14 protein-coding genes are annotated in these 19,828 nt (G+C 44.2%); 5 read left to right on the plus strand and 9 right to left on the minus strand.

Annotation, left to right across the window (positions count from 1 at the left end):
* From dctP to B2863_RS10850, 5 genes are all read right to left on the minus strand, one after another.
* A partial coding sequence (gene dctP / locus B2863_RS10830) for a TRAP transporter substrate-binding protein (RefSeq protein ID WP_296210370.1) occupies positions 1-1,049 on the minus strand: 1,049 nt, incomplete at its 3' end.
* 147 nt (positions 1,050-1,196) lie between these two features.
* On the minus strand, positions 1,197-1,772 hold the full coding sequence (locus B2863_RS10835) for a VOC family protein (RefSeq protein WP_296210374.1): 576 nt from the start codon (positions 1,770-1,772) through the stop codon (positions 1,197-1,199).
* Positions 1,773-1,945: 173 nt separating this feature from the next.
* Positions 1,946-3,247: a fumarylacetoacetase gene (gene fahA, locus B2863_RS10840; RefSeq protein WP_296210375.1), complete on the minus strand. Its 1,302-nt coding sequence runs from the start codon at positions 3,245-3,247 to the stop codon at positions 1,946-1,948.
* A gap of 317 nt (positions 3,248-3,564) precedes the next feature.
* Complete coding sequence (locus tag B2863_RS10845; protein ID WP_296210381.1) at positions 3,565-4,761, minus strand: aromatic amino acid transaminase; 1,197 nt, start codon at positions 4,759-4,761, stop codon at positions 3,565-3,567.
* A 157-nt stretch (positions 4,762-4,918) separates the two neighbouring features.
* The gene (locus B2863_RS10850) at positions 4,919-5,866 is read right to left on the minus strand and encodes a LysR family transcriptional regulator (RefSeq protein ID WP_296210383.1); all 948 of its coding nucleotides are present in this window, start codon (positions 5,864-5,866) and stop codon (positions 4,919-4,921) included.
* A 178-nt stretch (positions 5,867-6,044) separates the two neighbouring features.
* Between B2863_RS10850 and hppD the strand changes: the two genes are divergently transcribed.
* The 4 genes from hppD (at position 6,045) to B2863_RS10870 (ending at position 10,240) form a co-directional block, all read left to right on the plus strand.
* Positions 6,045-7,145: a 4-hydroxyphenylpyruvate dioxygenase gene (hppD, locus tag B2863_RS10855; RefSeq protein WP_057759888.1), complete on the plus strand. Its 1,101-nt coding sequence runs from the start codon at positions 6,045-6,047 to the stop codon at positions 7,143-7,145.
* A 131-nt stretch (positions 7,146-7,276) separates the two neighbouring features.
* Positions 7,277-8,224, plus strand: a complete 948-nt coding sequence (gene phhA / locus B2863_RS10860; protein WP_296210386.1) for a phenylalanine 4-monooxygenase — start codon at positions 7,277-7,279, stop codon at positions 8,222-8,224.
* 162 nt (positions 8,225-8,386) lie between these two features.
* Positions 8,387-8,743, plus strand: a complete 357-nt coding sequence (locus B2863_RS10865; protein WP_296210388.1) for a 4a-hydroxytetrahydrobiopterin dehydratase — start codon at positions 8,387-8,389, stop codon at positions 8,741-8,743.
* Between the two features lie 87 nt (positions 8,744-8,830).
* Positions 8,831-10,240 (plus strand): Na+/H+ antiporter NhaC family protein, encoded by a 1,410-nt coding sequence (locus B2863_RS10870; protein WP_296210390.1) that lies wholly within the window; start codon positions 8,831-8,833, stop codon positions 10,238-10,240.
* A 68-nt stretch (positions 10,241-10,308) separates the two neighbouring features.
* Here the strand turns inward: B2863_RS10870 and B2863_RS10875 are convergent, their stop codons facing one another.
* The gene (locus B2863_RS10875; protein WP_296210393.1) at positions 10,309-11,055 is read right to left on the minus strand and encodes a siderophore-interacting protein; all 747 of its coding nucleotides are present in this window, start codon (positions 11,053-11,055) and stop codon (positions 10,309-10,311) included.
* A 67-nt stretch (positions 11,056-11,122) separates the two neighbouring features.
* Positions 11,123-13,303, minus strand: coding sequence for a TonB-dependent siderophore receptor (locus B2863_RS10880; protein ID WP_296210396.1), 2,181 nt, complete (start codon positions 13,301-13,303; stop codon positions 11,123-11,125).
* Between the two features lie 435 nt (positions 13,304-13,738).
* Here B2863_RS10880 and B2863_RS10885 point away from each other — a divergent pair, with 435 nt between their 5' ends.
* Entirely contained in the window at positions 13,739-15,244 is a 1,506-nt protein-coding gene (locus B2863_RS10885) for a PepSY-associated TM helix domain-containing protein (RefSeq protein WP_296210400.1), read from the plus strand.
* Between the two features lie 201 nt (positions 15,245-15,445).
* Here B2863_RS10885 and B2863_RS10890 read toward each other — a convergent pair whose 3' ends face one another.
* Positions 15,446-17,227, minus strand: a complete 1,782-nt coding sequence (locus B2863_RS10890; RefSeq protein WP_296210403.1) for a multidrug ABC transporter permease/ATP-binding protein — start codon at positions 17,225-17,227, stop codon at positions 15,446-15,448.
* Positions 17,228-17,323: 96 nt separating this feature from the next.
* Positions 17,324-19,633, minus strand: a complete 2,310-nt coding sequence (locus B2863_RS10895) for a TonB-dependent receptor (RefSeq protein ID WP_296210406.1) — start codon at positions 19,631-19,633, stop codon at positions 17,324-17,326.
* Between the last annotated feature and the right edge of the window lie 195 nt (positions 19,634-19,828).

Genomic DNA, 19,828 nt, shown 5'->3' on the forward strand with positions numbered 1-19,828 from the left:
ACCATACAGGCGCTACTGGCCGCTTTTGCTTTTTCGTATACGTTGTCAGCATCTAGGCCAGTTGCATTTACTTCATCAAGGTAATGCTGAGAGCCTTCCATTAATGGACCTCTCCAATCTGGATCATTAAGTGGATCAGGGATATCAATCATAATATCGCCTTTTTCTTTGGCAGCGGCCATTGCTTTGGCATTGCTGACGTCAAATACTTTAGAGATATGCGCTGCCAGCTCTGGGCCAGAATTATCATCAATCACTTTTTTGAGGTCATCAGGCAAGCTGTTATATTTCTCTTTGTTCATGCTAATCACAAAGGTAGAATTATAAAAAGGGATGTTGGTGTGCGTATTGATCAGCTCATCAAGGCGAAACGCTTGAATGGGTTGCCAAGTAAAGCTGAGCCCGTCAATGACACCGCGCTGCAGAGAGGTATAGGTATCACTGGCAGGCATGCCGACAGGTGCAGCGCCCGTCGCCTCAATAATGTGGCTAGCAACCGCAGAAGGTTGGCGAATACGCAGACCTTTCATATCAGCTGGTGTGCGAATCGGTTTATCAACCGTATGAAGCGCACCTTGTCCAGTTCCTATCAACGCGAGCAAGTGAGTGTCTTCATACTCATCTTTAATAACACCATCATCATATAGCTTATGAAGTATACAGCTCTGCTGCTGTGCGGTATTTGTGATACCAGGCAACTCTACAATTTGCGTTAAAGGAAATCGTCCTGCTGTATATCCTTGTGCTTGCATACCAATATCCACGCTACCTTTCGCCGTAGCGTCATAGGTAGCACCTGGTTTGCTGAGCGTCGCAGAAGGGTAGATCTCAACCTTTAATCGGCCTGTTGAATCGGCTTCAATTTTTTTCGCCCATGGTTCCAATGCTTCGGTGTTTATGTTGTCAGTGGCAGTCATGAAGTGCGAGAACCGCAACGTTGTCACTTCACCTACATCTGTAGACGCGCCTGCTGCTTGGTCGTTATTGGAGCAGCCAGTCATCGCAAGCGAGGCGGCTAAGAGTATTCCTAGCGGGGTTCTTATTTTCATCATAGAATCCTTTCATGATGGTTAGATAGGGTTCGGTATTGTTTACTACCTATTGACACCTAGGGTATGTCGTCAATTAGCTACTTTATAATTAAAGCGATGATTAACTGATCATGTAAAAAGGCAGTAAACAGGATTACAGAAGAGTTACTCGCCGACAGGAGCAGTTTCGCGTGCTTCAGCCAACTCATCACTATGCAAAAAATGTGTATGTGCAGGAGCACGCTTGGTACGAGACCATTCATCTAACATGTCTTGCTTGATGGCATCTGTAATCATCGAGACTTTGTCTTCTGAGGTTGGATCGTCATAGGTTAGTTCTAGACGATGACCATTGGGATCAAAGAAGTAAATAGAATGGAATATACCGTGATTGGTTACGCCAATGACATCGATGCCGCCTTGTTCCAAATGCTCTTTGGCAACGATTAGCGCCTCACGGTCCTTAACCTTTAGCGCTAGATGTTGCACCCAGTTTGGGGTGTTGGGATCAAAGCCCATTTCAGGCTGGTTGGGCACTTCAAAAAATGCCAAGACATTGCCATTACCTGCGTCCAAAAAGACGTGCATATAGGGGTCAAAGGCTTTGGTAGAAGGTACGTGATCTTCTGCAAATGCCAAGATAAAATCCATATTAAGGTTTTTCTTGTACCATTCGACGGTTTCTTTGGCATCCTTGCAGCGATAAGCCACATGATGAATTTTTTCAATTTGAAAGCTCATATCAAACTCCTTTTGATAAGGCGCGTCACTCATTTGGCTTTATTCACATAACGACAAGTAGGTGAATGTGTTTGTTTTCCTATCAGCCTGCATGAGAATTTTCACGCCTATTTTGCTATTTCTCTGTCTATGTTTTTTTTAAATACTATTTATCAGTCAATACTTTCCAAATACTACTTGTCAAAATCAAAGCTCAGCGCTGGTAATACCTTGCCGCGTACTTCACCAAAGCCAACACGGATGCCGTCTTTTTCGCTATAGCCTTTCATGATGACCGTGTCACCATCTTCGATAAAGCTGCGTGTTTCGCCACCTTTTAGTGTGACTGGTTTGGTAGCGTTCCAAGCAATCTCTAGCATCGAGCCATAAGAGTCAGGCGTTGGCCCTGAAATCGTACCTGAGCCCATCATGTCACCAACTTCGACTTTGCAACCAGTGATAGTGTGGTGGGTAAGCTGCTGTGCCATTGACCAGTACATGTATTTGAAGTTGGTCTCGCAAATGACTGTCGCTGTTTCTGCATTTTCAGGCAGTAACTCAACCGATAGATTGATGTCAAAGCTGTTGTCGCTCGCTTTTTCATTTAAATATGCAAGTGGCTTGGGTTCTTGAGTTGGACAAGCTGTTTTAAACGGAGCCAATGCATCCATGGTGACAATCCAAGGAGAAACCTCGGAGGCAAAGGTCTTGGCATTAAATGGACCTAATGGCACGTATTCCCATTTTTGGATATCTCGTGCTGACCAATCATTGAGCAACACCATGCCAAAGATATGATTAGCGGCATCATCTACGGCGATTGGCTGACCGATATGATTACCTTTACCAACGACAAAGGCGGTCTCTAGTTCGAAATCCAAGCGCTTACAGGCTGAGAAGATAGGACGCTCATCAGGGCTAGGCTTTAGCTGACCGGATGGACGTACGATATCAGTTCCACTAACGATAACGGTGCTGGCGCGTCCGTTATAGCCAACTGGCATTTCGGTCCAGTTAGGCAGTAGGGCGTTGTTTGGATCGCGGAACATGGTGCCGACGTTGGTCGCGTGCTCTTTCGATGAGTAAAAATCGGTAAAACCCGGTACTTGCACTGGCAAATGCATGGTGACGTCTGCTTGCTTAAATAGCGCCTTTTTTTGCAAGTCTGCATTGTCACGTAAGGTGTCAGTGTCGCTAGACAGCAGTGTTTGAATGGTCGTGCGTGCCTGCGTCCAATTGTCTCGACCAGAATCAATAAAAGCATTTAGCGTGGATTGGTTAAAATAAGGACCACCTTCCAAACTTAATAGACCTTCGGCTTCGAGTACAGATAGATCCAGTACATGCTCACCGATGGCAATGCCTGCACGGCGATTTTTATCACCAGCAGCGTCTTTGGTCTCGCTAAAGATGCCATAAGGGAGATTATGAATAGAAAAGTCAGAGTCAGCAGCAATATCGATAAAAGAGGTGAGGGTGCTGTCAGTCGTTGACATGATTTGCTCCTTGCTAATATAAATTATGAATTACGTTATAATTAATTACTTACGTATAATGTAATTTATTGATATATGGATTGCAAGTTTTTTATGAAACGTCTAACGTCTTTTGTGAAAAGCTACTTTGAAAAGTGGTTGTCGTTGTTTTGACTAAACGGTTCTGACTAGATGATTTTAATAAAATAATTGTGACGAAATAATTTTGATTAAATGCTAGGCACAAAAAAAGGCCGAGCAATCGCTCAGCCTTTCTTATCTATGTTTATTTTTTATAAAGTTACATATTGAGTAATATGTTAAGTAACTTGGACTAATTAATCTTTTAAGACGTCTGCCATGGCATTGGCTACATAGTCGATGTTGCTGGTATTTAGGCCAGCCACACACATACGTGAGTTAGAAACCATATAGATACCAAACTCGGTCTGTAGGCGTTCGACTTGCTCAGGCGTGAGACCAGTAAAGCTAAACATGCCGTTTTGACGAGTGATGTAATCAAAGTTACGGTTAGGGATTTTAGCCTCTAATACCGATTTTAGCTTTAGGCGCATCGCTTTGATACGGTCGCGCATGGCATAAACTTCGCCAACCCACTGCTCATGTAGTGTTTCATCGTTCATAACGATATCGACCACACGTCCACCATGTGATGGCGGGCTTGAGTAGATACGGCGTACGGTCGCATTTAGCTGACCGAATACGCGATCGGTTTCGTCTACGGTTGGGCATACAACTGATAGGCCACCGACACGCTCACCGTATAGCGATAAGTTTTTAGAGAATGAGTTGCTAACAAACAATGGCAAGCCCATCTCAACCGCTTTACGGATAGCGTAAGCGTCGCTGTCCATGTCTTCGCCAAACCCTTGATAAGCGATGTCCATGAATGGAATCAGCTCACGCGCCTTCACGACGTTGAGTACGGTATCCCATTGCGCTTGGGTCAAATCCATACCGGTTGGATTGTGGCAGCATGGGTGTAGCAAAATGACGTCGTTTTTGTTTAATGTTTCAAAAAACGCAATCATTTCATCAAATTTGATGCTGCTGTTGGCTTTGTCGTAATACGGGTATTTCCCCACTTCTACATCAGAGCCTTCAAAGATAGCAATATGGTTGCCCCATGTAGGATCGCTCACATAGCACTTAGCTTGTGGGAACCAGTCATGAATAAATTCAGCACCAACTTTCAACGCGCCAGAACCACCGATTGTAGCGATGGTCGCGACCAAGCCATCTTTTAAAATCTGGGCGTCTTTACCAAACAGTAATTCCTGACAGCCTTTACGGTGGCCTGGTAGACCTGCCATTGGCAAGTATGGACGCGGTGCGATAGGATCAGCAATACGCTCTTCGGCTGTTTTTACACAGTCGAGTACAGGCAATACGCCACTCTCATCATAATAAATACCAATGCCTAAATTGACCTTGTTAGGATTGCTATCTGCTGAGTATTTTTCCATAAGACCTAAGATTGGATCACCAGCGTAATAATCGATACGTTCAAACATGCCATTTCCTTATAAAAATATAAATCGAGCAGCCGAAAATCATAGAGCAAATCGCGGCTGAACTCAACACGAGAGTGGGTTATATGCGGCAATTAATAAAATAAATAGCTAAATAGATTGTTTATCCATCTATCAAGCGCATTTGACATGCTATATGTCATTCGCTAGACGATGAGTCAGAATGATGTAGGTCGTTATAATGGGTCGCAAAATACGTTTGCAAAAACTGCTTAAAAGCAATTGTCGCCGGAGAGAGCGCCCGTGAAGCACGTTGATAAATAAAGAATTGCCGCATTTTGACTGGTTGAGTGAGTGGACGCATCAGCAGACTATTGGCGCTGACCCAATCAATAACTTCAGGCATGTAGGGTAGGCATAAGGTGATACCAAAGCCTTGGCGTGTCATCTCAAGCGCGGTGGACATAAAATTCACCTTGTATCGAGCTTGTTGGACATGAGCGGAGATAGAGTCGTCGAGCTCTGCGGTTACTTGATCTAGGAACGGACCTTGTAAAGTAATCAGCGGCGTTTCTAATAAATCTTGCCAAGTAATTTCGTCTCTTTGTGCCAGTGCATGATTATCTGGCATAACCACGCAAAATGGTAGCTGATATAACAAGTCAGCCCTGATGTCATCATCAGTTTCTATAAAACCAAGCTCGGTGCCAACGCCTAAATCGACTTCGATATCTTGAATATGCTTAAGTAAATTTTCGGCTGAGCAGTCCAATAGTGAGACGCCGATATTTGGGTATTCTTTGGCAAATTGGGCGATGACGGCAGGTAGGGATGATGCTGCAAACTGTGATACCGCCAAGCGCACCTGACCTTGGGCCAAGCTGGTCAAGCTACTTGCTTCATTTTCAAACAGCTGCATCTCATTCAAGATACGCCGCGCTTGTGGTAGTAGGTGCCGTCCTACTGCTGACAGAGACAACTGGCGAGTGGTGCGATCAAACAACACGATACCGAGGCCAGTCTCTAGTTCTTTAATCAATCCACTGACGGCAGATTGAGTCAGATACATCTGTTCGCTGGCACGAGTGAAACTGCCGTTGTCAGCGACTTTGATAAATGCGGTTAATTGGCGAATGCTGATATTCATAAGTAAACCTGATAAATAAATCATAAAAAACAATTAGTCTTATAAATAAAGCTAATCTAATATAAATACAACGTCAACAATAAAGATTGATTATTAATCGTTTTATAGACTTTTACTATTAATCGACTTTTACTACTCATCGATTTTCTATTACCAATTGAAATTAAGGATAATTACAATGGCAGATTTATTTGACAACCCAATGGGACTAAATGGATTTGATTTTGTCGAGTTTGCTTCTCCGCAGCCTGATGCAGTCGACGCATTGTTTAAGCAGCTTGGTTTTGCCCATGTCGCCAATCATCGCTCGAAAGACGTTGCGCTATATCGCCAAGGTGATATCAACCTTATTCTAAACCGCGAACCAAAAAGCCAAGCCAGTTACTTCGTTGAAGAGCATGGTGCTGGTGCTTGTAGCATGGGCTTTCGGGTAAAAGATGCCAAAAAAGCGTATGAGCGTGCGGTTGAAATGGGCGCGCAGCCAGTTGACGTACCAACTGGGGTGATGGAGCTTAGGTTGCCTGCTATCAAAGGCATTGGTGGCTCATTAATCTATTTGATTGACCGTTATAAAGATGGCGAATCTATCTATGATGTCGACTTTGAATTCTTTGCAGATATCGACAGAAACCCTGTCGGCTATGGCTTCAAAGTTATCGACCATCTAACGCACAACGTCTATCGCGGACGCATGGCGTACTGGGCAAAATTCTATGAGCGTATCTTTAATTTCCGCGAGATTCGCTACTTTGATATCAAAGGTGAGTACACGGGACTAACCAGTAAAGCCATGACCGCACCTGATGGAAAAATCCGTATTCCACTGAATGAAGAAGCCAAACAGGGCGGTGGTCAAATCGAAGAGTACCTAATGCATTTCAATGGCGAAGGTATTCAACATATTGCGCTAGCCAGTGATGACTTGTTTGCCAGTATCGATAAGCTAAAAGCGGCTGGTATTCCGCTTATGACCGCACCAAATGCTGCTTACTATGAAATGCTGAGCGAGCGCTTACCAAACCATGGTGAAAATGTTGCTGACTTGCAAACGCGCGGTATCTTGTTAGACGGCACAACAGAAGGCGGTGCACCGCGTCTGCTACTACAGATTTTCTCTGAAACTATTTTGGGTAGCCCAGTTTTCTTTGAGTTCATTCAGCGTAAAGGCGATTATGCAGATGGCTTTGGTGAAGGTAACTTTAAAGCGTTGTTTGAGTCGATAGAGCGCGACCAAGTACGTCGCGGCACAGTCGGTCAGCCAGAGACTGAAACCCTATAAAGTCACCTAACGCTTAGCCCACGTTTAATCAACGGACAAGACAAAAGGAGTTTGTGTTGTCCTTAATAAGTGCATTACCTAAAAGCATACTGCAAAGGTAATGCTCTCATTGCGATAAAAGGAATACAGGCATGGAACGCCTATCACAGATAGATTCTCTTAATACTGCCATCGGTACCAACAGCGTTGCTACTAATAAGCAAGGCAACGATGCGTCCAGTCATTCTAACGCGACAAATAAAAAACAGCCCTATATCTCACACCAACCCGATAGCCATGGTCATATTCACTATAGTGATGATGAGCATGCAATGTGGCAAGCGCTGCTGGCACGTCAAGCGGAACAAACGCCCAATCGTGCATGTACTGCATATCTAGAGGGTTTGACTAAGTTAAATTTACCGACGACGCATATCCCGCAGCTGCATGATATCGATGAGGTATTGCAAGCGACCACAGGTTGGCAAACTGCCGCTGTGCCTGCATTAATCAGCTTCGGTAAATTCTTTAAACTACTGGCCAATAAGTCCTTTCCTGTGGCGACGTTTATTCGTCGATTTGATGACATGGACTATATTGAAGAGCCTGATATCTTTCATGAAATCGTTGGGCATTGTCCGCTATTGACCCATCCTGCGTTTGCAGCCTTCAATGAAACGTATGGTAAGCTTGGTTTGAGCGCAACAAAAGAGGAGCGCTGGTTTCTAGCAAGGCTGTATTGGTTTACCATCGAGTTTGGCTTGGTTGGCAGTCGCGTAGAAAATCGTAGAATTTACGGCGGCGGTATATTAAGTTCACCTTCTGAAACGGTCTATGCGCTTGATCATACAGCACAAGAGCAATCAAACCTTCAATATACAACACAGCATCAGCTTAAACCGCAACCTGAATACCGAGCGTTTCATTTGCTTGATGTACTGCGTACGCCTTATCGTATCGATCAGATACAGCCGATTTACTATGTCATTGATGAATTAGATACCTTATTTGATATCGTCAATAGTGACATTATGGGTGCGGTCAAAAAAGCTATGTCGCTTGGACTATTTGAGCCGACCTATCCAGAAAAAACTCGTTAAAGATATCAATTCAAAATTAAACGTGAAAACCATCGCTTCAGTACGAAGTATTGAGATAGCAGAAAAGCTATATCAACATGAACGTACGAGTATTAGAAACTAGCTATCAAAACAACCATTAAAAACTGACATCGAAAACAGCCACTATAAAAGGATTTTATTATGACAGCACTATCACAAAACAGCTGCGAAGCTTGCCGCATTGGCGCACCGAAAGTCGATGAAGCCGAAGCAAAAGAATTATTACCGCAAATTCCTGATTGGTCATTGATCGAAGTAGATGGTATTCAGCAATTGCAGCGTCAGTATAAATTTAAAAACTTCGTTACAGCAATGGCATTTGCCAATCAACTGGCAGAAATCGCTGAAGCAGAAGGGCATCATCCGGGTATATTGGTAGAGTGGGGTAAGGCTACGGTCACTTGGTGGTCGCATAGTATTAAGGGCTTGCATCGCAATGATTTTGTCATGGCAGCTAAGACCGATGACTTACTGGGTAGTAATAAGTTGCTTCACTAGCAAATCACTTCAATCATACTTCTATTATCAAAATTAAAATAAAACCCAATCTAGTGCCAGTGTTTACTGGCATTTTAAGGATGTGTCATGCCACCAAAACCCCTCACATTAATCAGTGCCAAGCTCGCCTTTATCATATCCGCCATCGTCATCGGTATCATGGGTATCACCATGATCGGCTTTGGCTGGGTACCGCACCTGTCTCTTATCCTTGCCATCTGTGTGTTACTGGCTATTGGTATGTATAAAGGACTTAGCTTTGATGACATGCAGGCACAAATGGCCTCAGGTGTCATGCGTGGTATTGGTGCTATCTACCTGTTCTTCTTTATCGGACTGATGGTTGCGGCTTTGATGATGTCAGGTGCTATACCTACACTCATGTATGTAGGCTTTCAGCTGATCTCGCCTGAGTACTACTATATCTCTGCCTTTATCCTCACCTCTATTATTGGTATTGCTCTAGGTAGTAGTTTGACGACTGCAGCTACTTTGGGTGTGGCGTTTATTGGTATGAGTAATGCGTTTGATGCCAATGTGGCGATAGCAGCGGGGGCGGTAGTATCAGGGGCGTTCTTTGGTGATAAAATGTCGCCATTATCTGATACCTGTACTATTGCTTCCTCTGTCGTTGGTATCGATCTGTTTGAGCACATTCGCAATATGATGTATACGACAGTCCCTGCGTGGATATTGACGGTGATATTGTTTTGGATGTTCTCAGGACAGACGACCAGTGCTGATCTGAGTCACGTGACTATATTGCAAGGTCAGCTGATAGACAGTGGTTTGATACATGGGTATTCGGTATTACCTTTTGTAATATTGGTTGCATTGGCACTGTTTCGGGTCAATGCGATTTATACGATTATCTGTACCATTGCCGCGGCACTGATTATTACTTATATCTATAGTTCACCAAGCTTTGGACAGTTGGGCGGTTACTTGTTTGCAGGGTATGCTCCTGCTGAGTCATTAGAGCTAGGGGAAGTAGGCGGTATGCTGTCGCGCGGCGGTGTACAGAGTATGTTCTTTACGCAGGCGATTGTGATACTGGCATTAAGCTTAGGTGGTCTGTTAACGGCACTAGGTATTCTGCCAGCACTGCTATCTGGTATTAAGGACACATTGACGACATCAGGGCGAGCGATATTTGCCGCAGCGATGTCGGCACTAAGCATTAACGTGCTGATCGGTGAGCAGTATTTGAGTATTCTATTATCAGGTACGGCATTTCGTTCGACGTTTGAGCGCTTACACTTACATCCTAAGAATTTATCTCGGACGATTGAGGATGCGGGAACGGTGATTAATCCGCTGGTGCCTTGGAGCGTGTGCGGGGTGTTTATCAGTCAGGCGTTAGGGGTACCGGTATTAGATTATTTGCCTTATGCATTCTTCTGTTATTTGTCATTGCTGCTGACGCTACTGTTTGGGTTTACGGGGCTGACGATTAGTCGAGTAAAAGAAGGGAATATGAAGACCGCTGAATTGTGATAAACAGCAGGCTATAAAAAAGGAGGGGCTAATCTTAGCCCCTCCTTTTTTGATTTGAAAGTAGATATTTATTGCTCTTCCGTTTGCGCATCCTGACTTTTGACGATTTTATGCTGATCTTCAGTGCTATCGACTTTCCAGTAGCTAGAAACATATAAATGCGTCTTTGGTATTGCGCACTCAACTTTGAAGTACTGGCGCAGTGCGCGCATACTATGAAATTCACACGCAGCCCAAACGGCAGGTTGACCATCGAGCCAGTTCAATGATTTAACACAGTTCAGTAAAGGGCTATCGTCTGCGTTTGGATGCGCATTAATCACCCAATGTATCTCGACGTTCTCTGGTTTTTTGAGCGTCTGACGATCTGCCTCAGTCGTCACTTCAAGTACTGCGTAACCACGAGCATCAGTAGGCAACTGGGCTAGGTTGACCGTAATCGCTGGTAGCGCGGTCATATCACCGACTAATAAAAACCAATCTGCTTCATTGTTGATGAGTTTTTTTGGTCCTGGACCACCTATCAGAATTTGATCGCCGACTTGCGCATGTCGTGCCCATGCCGATGCAGGTCCTTCCGTCTCATGTAAAGCAAAATCAACATCTATTGCGTCATCACGTTGCACGCTTACCGTATAAGTACGCATCAGTGGGCGGCTACCTGCATCTTGAGGGAATATAAGTTTGATATAAGCACTTTCTTGGTCGATAGGAAAATCAACCATGCCAGCACCGCCAAGCGTGACACGGCACATATTTGGCGTAATGTATCTAGTGCCAATAACTTCTAGTACTCTTGGAGTAGGTTTTGCCATATTGTGCTTTCCTTCTAACAACGGGTTAGCTTACTAATAGAACCAACCCGCTGCGGGTAAATATTTATTAAAAATTAGCTTTTAGGCTGACTGACATTTGACGTTCAGGGCCCATCCAGCAGTTATTGATGTCATAACAAGCACCGACATAGGTCTTATCGAACAGATTGTTGATACTAGCGCCCACCGCGAGCATTGGGTTTATTTGATAGCTGCCGCCGACATCTACCAGCGTCACACTTGGTAAGTCATCAGAGTTTTGCTTGTCAATCTGCATGCCGTCTTCGTAGCGAATGCCAGCATTAAGAGTGAGTTTGTCCGTAGCATAGTAGTCTGCCCATAGCGTGGCTTTGTGTTTAGCAGTTTGGGCAGGGGTGTTACCGACTACATCAAGGTTGAACTCATCTTCTGTGATCTCAGCATCGGTGTAGCTGTAGCTTGCCGCGAGATCTACCCAGTCATTGAGCATGCGACTGCCTGATATCTCAAAGCCTTTTGATTCAATTTCACCAGTTTGAACTTTCTGTCGATAATCAGCGGGATTGGTTACTACGACATTTTTCTGTGTGATATCGAATACGGCAAGCGTTCCTTGAGTGGCACGGTCTGAAGACAGATATTTGAGGCCTGCTTCTAGCTGATCAGCAGTGCTTGGTTCAAAAGGTTCATTAGTAATAAAGTTGCTACCAACAACGGGCTGGAATGACTCTGAATAGCTGACAAATGGTGATAAACCATTGTCAAAATCATAAATCGCAGCAAAACGGCCGCTAGTTTCTGATGCATCATTACCAAACGTCTCATTATTATAAACTGCACCTTGAGAGGCGTCAGTTTGCTCGGTCGTACTCTCGAAGTTGTCGTGACGTAGTCCGGCTACAACGGTCAAATCTTGCCACCTCATCTCGTCTTGCACATAGAATCCAAGCTGGCTTTGTTCGATATCTTGCGTCTGACGATAGGTGTCTAGCGGTAGCGTAGCTGTATTTATTTGTGAGAAGTCTGGATTAGACAAGTCAAGATTTGGCGTGCCATTTGCACCAGCATCATAGTAAATCGCGCTGCTGTCTGTCTCTTGATACTCAGCACCGAACAACAGATTATGTGAGGTGTTAGCTGTATCGAATGTATAGGCAAGCTGGTTGTCCGTGGTCCAGTTATTCATGCTCTCATCCGTGGTATAAGCCACGCGATTGAGAATCGTGTCACTGCCCTCTACAAACCCTCCACTGTTATACATATTGCGTTGCTGCGCCTCGGCATCGGTATAGCGCGTGATATGTTTAAACGTTAACTTATCATTGATGTCCCAGTTTACGGTGACGCTTGGCATAAATACTTCTTTGCTAAATTTATTCCATTCATCACCTGCATAAGCGTCGCTACCCAATTTGCCATAGCTGGCATTATAGACAGTACCGACAGCAGGCAATGGGGTAGAGGGTACCATGTCGGGATCGTCTTGATAAAAGAGGTTAGCAAGTACCGAGACATCATCAGTCGCTTGCCATTTAAGCGATGGATTTATCAATAGACGCTCTTCTTCCGTAGTTTGCATTTGGCCATCTTTTTGGCGTTTTAGCGCCACAAATCGATAATCCAAGGTGTCGGTGATAGGCCCCGTGCTATCGATAGCCACTTCTTTTAGGTTTTGAGTACCAAAGCGTAGCTGGATTTCGTTTTCTTGAGTGCTTTTAGGTGCTTTGGCTATTTGGCTCACCATACCGCCGGGTGCTGCATAGCCATAGAGGGAAGATGCCGGACCTTTCACGATTTCTACTGCTTCAGTCGCATAGACATCGACTTGTGGCATCAGATTCCAAGCGCCATCGTAGGGCAGTCTTAGTCCGTCATAAAAGTTTGAATAGGTTTTAAACCCGCGGATATTGTACTCATCAAAGACAGATACCGTACCGCGGCTCTCAGAGCTTACGCCTGGCTCATAACGTAATGCAGCATTGACGCTATCTGCCTGACGCTTTTGCAACAGGTCTTGATCGATTCTGGTATAGCTCATTGGCGCATCGTTTGGGTCCAATGCAGTTTTGGTACCAGTACTACGATAGCCATCTGAGTAGACGGTAATAGCATCTAAGGTGGCTGATGGTGTAGCAGCCTCATCGTTTTCAGTATTGTTTGTCGCCTCTACAGCGTAAGCGGCGTGACTCATACCCATGATCAGGCCAATTTGTACTGCTGTGGTGAGATATTTTTTGCGAATGACGTTAGTGGTTAGATGAGACCGCATCAGATTTCCTCTTGGACTGAAATGATTAAATATTATGTATAACAGTTGAAGCAAAATTATAACGACGCTAATAATAACACTAATGATAATTATTATCATTAAAAAATTACAACGAGACAGTTTTGGGAAGTATTTTCAGAACTTAAAAAGGTAGAGACGCAGTGTTGCAAATGAAGCAGTATTACGAATAGAGTCATGCGGACTTACTGTTTTGAACGATGTATTTTAAACGATGGTTTTTACCAGACTTTTCTCGTATTATGCAGCAGCATTCTGAATACAATTATTTACAGTAGAGTTTTTACATCGCTGTATCGGCGTCATGCTAGTTCTTTGCGAGACCTTTCAAGATTGGTCTTGCAAGTAGATATACCATTATTATCGATAGGTTTACGTTGTTCATTGAGCAACCAAAGATTGTTTAAGGTCACATTTATGGACACACTCTCCAACCAATCCACCAACAACCAGCGCTATTTTACAGTGTGGCGTTGGCATTTTTATGCAGGCATTTTTGTTGCTCCCTTTTTAGTTGTTTTGGCGATAACGGCGCTCGGTATGCTGTTTATGTCCAACACAGTAGGACGTGACAACGACCGCTTAACGGTTGTCGTGCCAGAGTCTACGGTTCAAGCACCTGTCTCTACTCAAGCAAAAAACGCGCTGAGCACCTTGCCTGATAGCACGCTGATTAAATATATCGCCCCTCGTGATACCGATACGGTGGCTTTATTTCAGATAAAATCAGACGACCAAAGCAATATGGTGGCAGTCAACCCTTATACGGCTGATATCGTCCAAAGTGTGCCTACCAGTAGCGGTCTTTATAGTACGTTTAACGATATTCACAGTGATTTGCTGATTGGTAAAGTTGGTGATTACTTGTTAGAAACGGCGGCATCATTGACCATTTTGATGATTCTGTCTGGTTGGTATCTGTGGTGGCAAAAACGTAAATCAGTCAAAGCGATGCTGATACCTAATGAAAGGGTAACCAATAAGAAAAAGCGCTCTTTTATACGTACGATTCATGCGACATTGGGTAGTTGGATATCTGTGCTGCTACTGTTTTTCTGTATATCAGGCATGGCATGGACAGGTGTATGGGGCGAAAGAGTGGTGCAAGCATGGAGCCAGTTTCCTGCGGGTAAGTGGGGAGTTGCGCCTGTTCCGGTATCGATTGACCACAGTCAACACGCTACGATGCAAGAGTCTACACCAGCGCCGCATGTACATGGTGCGGCAGCGTCTGAAGCGCATACTGAAGCACCCACGCATGGCAGTGCTCTAAACTCAGGCGACACCAAAGAAGTTCCTTGGGTACTTGAGTTGACACCAATGCCTGTATCAGGCACGACCAAGGGCAAAGATGGTATCGCCGCTAATATACCGATTATGATTGATACGGTGGATCGCTACGCTCGTGAAATCGGTTTTGAAGGGCGTTATCAATTGAACCTACCACACGGTAGTACGGGCGTCTGGACCATTAGCCAAGATTCAATGAGCTATGATATGAAAAGTCCGACAGCAGATCGTACGGTACATATCGACCGTTATTCGGGTAATGTCTTAGCTGATATTCATTTTGACGACTATAATGCGTTTGGTAAGTTTATGGCGGCCGGTATCGCGCTGCATATGGGTACGGTTGGATGGTGGAGCGTATTGGCTAATGTACTATTTTGCCTAGCAGTAATCGCTATTTGTGTCAGTGGCTATATCATGTGGTGGCAGCGTCGCCCTCGTCATGCGAGTGATAGCGCGGGATTAAACCCACCAGCTCGCGGCTTAAATATTTCCGTCTGGTGGCCGCTTGCCATTCCTTTATTAGTTGTGGCTATCATATTCCCGACTGCTATTATCGCGATTATAGCTATCGCACTATTAGACTTCTTTGTGATTTCTCGAGTTGGGTTTTTACAGAAATGGTTAAAATAAGCGAACGGTAAGATATCGTTGTTCTCAATATAGTAAAAGAGCGCCTTATAGTAAGGCGCTCCTTTTTTTGCTTAAAAATTGCCTATTTTAAGAACGGATTATTTCAAAAACTGCTCAGATTAACTGCTACTTAGCTTAAAGTTGATCAAACGTTTTATGGGATTGAAATAGTCCGGTCCATGCTAGTAGTTAAAGCATTGCTTACTTAAGCATAGCAATGGCATCTTTGCTGGCACGCTGTCGCTCTTCGGCATTTAGCTCAATGAGACGGCCTTCTTTCATCAGTAATAATCGATCAGCATGCTCAAAATAACCGTCATCATGACTGATGATAAACAGTGTCTTGCCCATGGCTTTTAGCTCAGGAATGAGCGTTTGGTAAAACACGCGACGAAAAGCAGGGTCTTGGTCGGCTGCCCACTCATCGAGCAGTAATATGTCTTTTTGTTCGGCGACAGCGATTAGCATGGCCAAGCGTTTTCTCTGACCTTGCGACAGCTTATCTGTAGAGAGTTTATGGTCGGACACACTTACTTTTTCTTGTAGATTGAGCTTATGCATCCAGTCAGACACTAGGTCAGCATCAGGCTCATTGCCTTGAGTTCCAATCAGTTGCTTAAATAAATGCTGGTCGCTAAAAATCGCAGAAAATAGCTGTCTAAAATCGTCATTGTTCTCTGAGTCGACGCTCTGTCCATCGACTTGTACCGTCCCTGTAGTGGGGGTAAAGATACCAGTAATGATTTTGGCAAGGGTAGATTTGCCGCTACCATTCGCACCGATTAAGAAAACCACGTCACCTCGTTGTAAGGTTAAATTGACGGACTTTAAGATGTTATTGGTAGGGTTTTGATTGCTATCACTATTATCGCTATTTTGAGCATTAACTGCTATGTCTGGTGCATGACTACTATTACTACTGCCTACATAGCGATAATTGATATTATTTAGAGTTATGGACTGCCAGTCCTGTGTAACCGTGTCTGTCGCAAAGCTCGGCTGATGCTCGGCCAATTCTAAAGACTGTATCTTTTCTAGCGCAACTTGAGCGGTTTGCAATGTTGGGTAAGCACCAACCGCATGTAGGAGCGGCGACTGCATAAACAAAATCGTCAAAGAAAAGGTAGTGGCAACTCCCATCGGAATATCGAGATAATTAGCCACTGCAAACACGATACCAATCGATGCGAACATCATAATATTGGACCAGTTCACCGCTGATAAATGAAAAGTATCAGACTTGGTTACGGTCTTCTCGTACGATTTGGCATGAGCCAAGAAGTCATCTGTATACAGTTTTTCTGCTCGGTGTTGGTTAAGTGCCAGCTCTTTACGACCTTCTATTATCGATTGATAATCCTGATATAACGCGTCATTAATCTCTCTCAATTCGGTCAAATGGGTATAAACATGCTTGACCAATATAGTACTTATCCAAATCGTCATTACAATCCAAAACATAACAATAAACAATAATGGCAACGACAACCAGCCCAGATATAGTCCAACGCCAACAGATAAAATAATGCCTTGTACCAGCTCTGGCATACGGACAAAAGCGACGGTAATCGATTGAATGTCTGAAGATAAGCTGGCAAGTAAGCGTGCACTACCCAAATGATCTATCTGAGGAACGGTGGTATCAATGATTTGTTTGACCAATTTGGTTCTAAGCTCATAGACAAATCGATGCCCCAATCGCGTTAAGGCATATTGCGACAAAAACGTCGTCACTAGCAGTAATAGTATCAGCAGGGAAAACTGCCCCAAGCTGAGCCAAGATAAAGTAACAAATACTGGCTGACTGATAAAGGTGTGATTGATATAAGCAATAATACCGACACTGACAGCAGCATTGACCAGATTTAGCAGAATGACTTTGAGAAAAGGCAGACGATAATTCGCCCAAATCATATGATATAAAGAAGCGGTCGTACGAGAGGACACTGTGGTATGAGAAGACGTTGTGGTACGAGAAGACATAGTAACTCAGTAATAAAATAAATTTTTGATAGCAGAAAAGGGAGTAGGCCGCGCCTAATCCCTTTTATAGAACCTAAGAAAGCCTACTAATAAAGCTTAAAAATCGAACGTTGCCGATACTTTTAAGGCCGTTGGTTCACCTGCATCTAGATAGCCTGAATCTGCATAACCGCCCACTGACTGCCAATAATCTTCACCTGTGACATTGGTTACCATACCTTTTAGAGTAACGTCTTGTCCTGCCAGCATAGTGCGATAGCGTGCACCAAGGTCTAAGGTAGTATAACCATCAACCTTTAAGGTATTGGCATTATCCGAATAACGAGAGCCTGTGTGGATAATATCGCCCGTTAATGTCAGTCCTTCAACGGCGGCTAAATCATACTCTAGGTTGACATTGCTCTGTAAGGTAGGCACACCAATCACTCGATTGCCATCTAATGCACTATCACCAGTGTCTTTTTGCTTAGCACTTAAGTAAGTAACACCAGCATTGAGGCGTATGTTTTCACTTGGGCTACCAAAGACAGTCAACTCCACACCTTGATGACGATTTTCTCCAGCAGCAGTAAACGTATTTGAGTTGTTGATATAAGCACGCGGTTCATCAGTTCGGAAGACAGCGAGACTACTGCCAATCATACCATTGTCGTATTTCACACCCAGTTCAGTTTGCTCACTCACGTACGGATCTAGATTTTGACCACCATTAGTGACAGCGTCATTATCGTTAGTTAGAGGCGCTCTTTTTCCTGGTGCTAGACTTTCGATGTAATTACCATACACAGACCAGTCCATCGTTGGCTGATAAACGATACCGACACTTGGTGTCCATGCGCTTTCATCATAACTACCAGTTTCTGCTTGTGTATTAGCATCATAGCTGGTGGTTTTTAAGTTCTGATGACGCACGCCTAAAGTGGTTTTTAGCTTATCGTCGAACAGTGATATGGTGTCTGCTAGCGCAAAGCTTTGAAACTGCTTTTTGTTGGTTAATTTTGGGTCATTTAAATTACCACCGAAGATTGCTGTGCTTGTAAAAGGGACCTCAGCGTAGTCGGTAGGGTGGTACAAATTGGTCGCAAGTTGGTTACCAAAGTCAAAAGCGTAGGCGCCTTTTTCTTCTTGATCATAAAGATCAGCGGCTAGTACCCAATTGTGATCAATCTTACCTGTTTGCCATTTACCACGCAGACCGAGCTCGGCGCTTTGTACTTTATCTTCTCGAGTATTGTCAAAGCGATAAATCGTGCCCGCACCATCAACGTTGTTGACGGTTAAATTGGCTAGTGAGTTTTCTTCCTCGCCACTTCGCACACCGTAAGCACCATAAGCGGTAATGTTATCAGTAAAATCATATTCTCCTCGAATCGTACCAAAGACATCCTCTTCGTTTGAATAACTCCAAGGCTGCGCCCAGTTTTTTGAGCCGTCTGGTGCTTTTGGTACACTAGACACCCCACCAAGATTGACACTAGGACGAGTCTCTTTGAGTTTGTTGTCTTGCCAGCCCAAATCAGCTGATAGTCGGTACTGATCCGCTCTATAATCCAAACCGAGGGCCGCCAGACCCAATGTCGAAGACTCATCATCGATAGCACTGTCACCATCTTGATAAGCAGCATTAAAACGAACCCCAATAGCATCATCGCTACCAAAGCGATCACTGACATCTACCGCGACCTTACCTTGGTCACCTTGACCATAACCAAGCGTCACTTCACGTAGTGGCTCATTACCAGCACGTTTCGGTAGCAAATTGATTGTACCACCTGCGTTACCGCCACTGGGTGCTGCACCATTTAGCATGGTAGAAGCACCGCGCTGAACCTCGACGCGCTCGAACAACTCAGTTGCAATGTACTGTCTTGGTAAGATGCCGTATAGACCGTTGTACATGGTGTCATCTGATGTGGTGATAAAGCCACGCATAAAATATGCTTCTTGAAAGTTACCAAAACCTCTTGCTACACGAACAGTAGGATCCTTTTTGAGTAGATCGCCTACACTTTGCGCTTGCTGATTGGCGATATATTCATTGGTGTATGAGGTGGTAGAGAACGGCGTATCCATGATGTCTTGGTTACCCAAGATTCCGACGCGGCTGCCTGTTGCCACCTGTCCACCTTCATACGCGCTAGGTAGCCCATCTGCTGACGCATCAGCACTACTGGTCACGACGATAGTGTCCAGTACCACATTAGGGGTGGTTTGAGTATCTGCATCATCTACTAGCGCCCATGCCGAGTGACTTGTGGTTAGGATGATTACTGAACATAGTGATTTTAGAGGTAGCGATTTCGTCGATAGCAAGCGTGAGGGTATGGACGCTAGTCGTAGAGAAGCGCCAGACACATTCAGAGAGTTAAGACGAAACAAAGCAGCAGATAAGCGAGACAGTTGCATGAATATTTCCAGCATGTAATTTAAATCGTTATTATAATGATAATCATTTCTATTACAATGAATTACTGAGTCAATTTTAAATATACTAGGTTTGGTAAAGTACGGCTGTTGCTCGATAAGGTGCTAATAGCATCATCTATAAATATGACAGTGCTGCTACATTTGGACGTAGGGTGGGCTCTTTAGGATCAGTAA

The sequence above is a fragment of the Psychrobacter sp. UBA3480 genome, from assembly GCF_002377945.1.
Lineage (GTDB): Bacteria > Pseudomonadota > Gammaproteobacteria > Pseudomonadales > Moraxellaceae > Psychrobacter.

Coding starts and splice junctions, on each gene's coding strand:
- B2863_RS10835 (WP_296210374.1), bottom strand. CDS start 1,772: ATGAGCTTTCAAATTGAAAAAATTCATCATGTGGCTTATCGCTGCAAG.
- fahA (WP_296210375.1), bottom strand. CDS start 3,247: ATGTCAACGACTGACAGCACCCTCACCTCTTTTATCGATATTGCTGCT.
- B2863_RS10845 (WP_296210381.1), bottom strand. CDS start 4,761: ATGTTTGAACGTATCGATTATTACGCTGGTGATCCAATCTTAGGTCTT.
- B2863_RS10850 (WP_296210383.1), bottom strand. CDS start 5,866: ATGAATATCAGCATTCGCCAATTAACCGCATTTATCAAAGTCGCTGAC.
- hppD (WP_057759888.1), top strand. CDS start 6,045: ATGGCAGATTTATTTGACAACCCAATGGGACTAAATGGATTTGATTTT.
- phhA (WP_296210386.1), top strand. CDS start 7,277: ATGGAACGCCTATCACAGATAGATTCTCTTAATACTGCCATCGGTACC.
- B2863_RS10865 (WP_296210388.1), top strand. CDS start 8,387: ATGACAGCACTATCACAAAACAGCTGCGAAGCTTGCCGCATTGGCGCA.
- B2863_RS10870 (WP_296210390.1), top strand. CDS start 8,831: ATGCCACCAAAACCCCTCACATTAATCAGTGCCAAGCTCGCCTTTATC.
- B2863_RS10875 (WP_296210393.1), bottom strand. CDS start 11,055: ATGGCAAAACCTACTCCAAGAGTACTAGAAGTTATTGGCACTAGATAC.
- B2863_RS10880 (WP_296210396.1), bottom strand. CDS start 13,303: ATGCGGTCTCATCTAACCACTAACGTCATTCGCAAAAAATATCTCACC.
- B2863_RS10885 (WP_296210400.1), top strand. CDS start 13,739: ATGGACACACTCTCCAACCAATCCACCAACAACCAGCGCTATTTTACA.
- B2863_RS10890 (WP_296210403.1), bottom strand. CDS start 17,227: ATGTCTTCTCGTACCACAACGTCTTCTCATACCACAGTGTCCTCTCGT.
- B2863_RS10895 (WP_296210406.1), bottom strand. CDS start 19,633: ATGCAACTGTCTCGCTTATCTGCTGCTTTGTTTCGTCTTAACTCTCTG.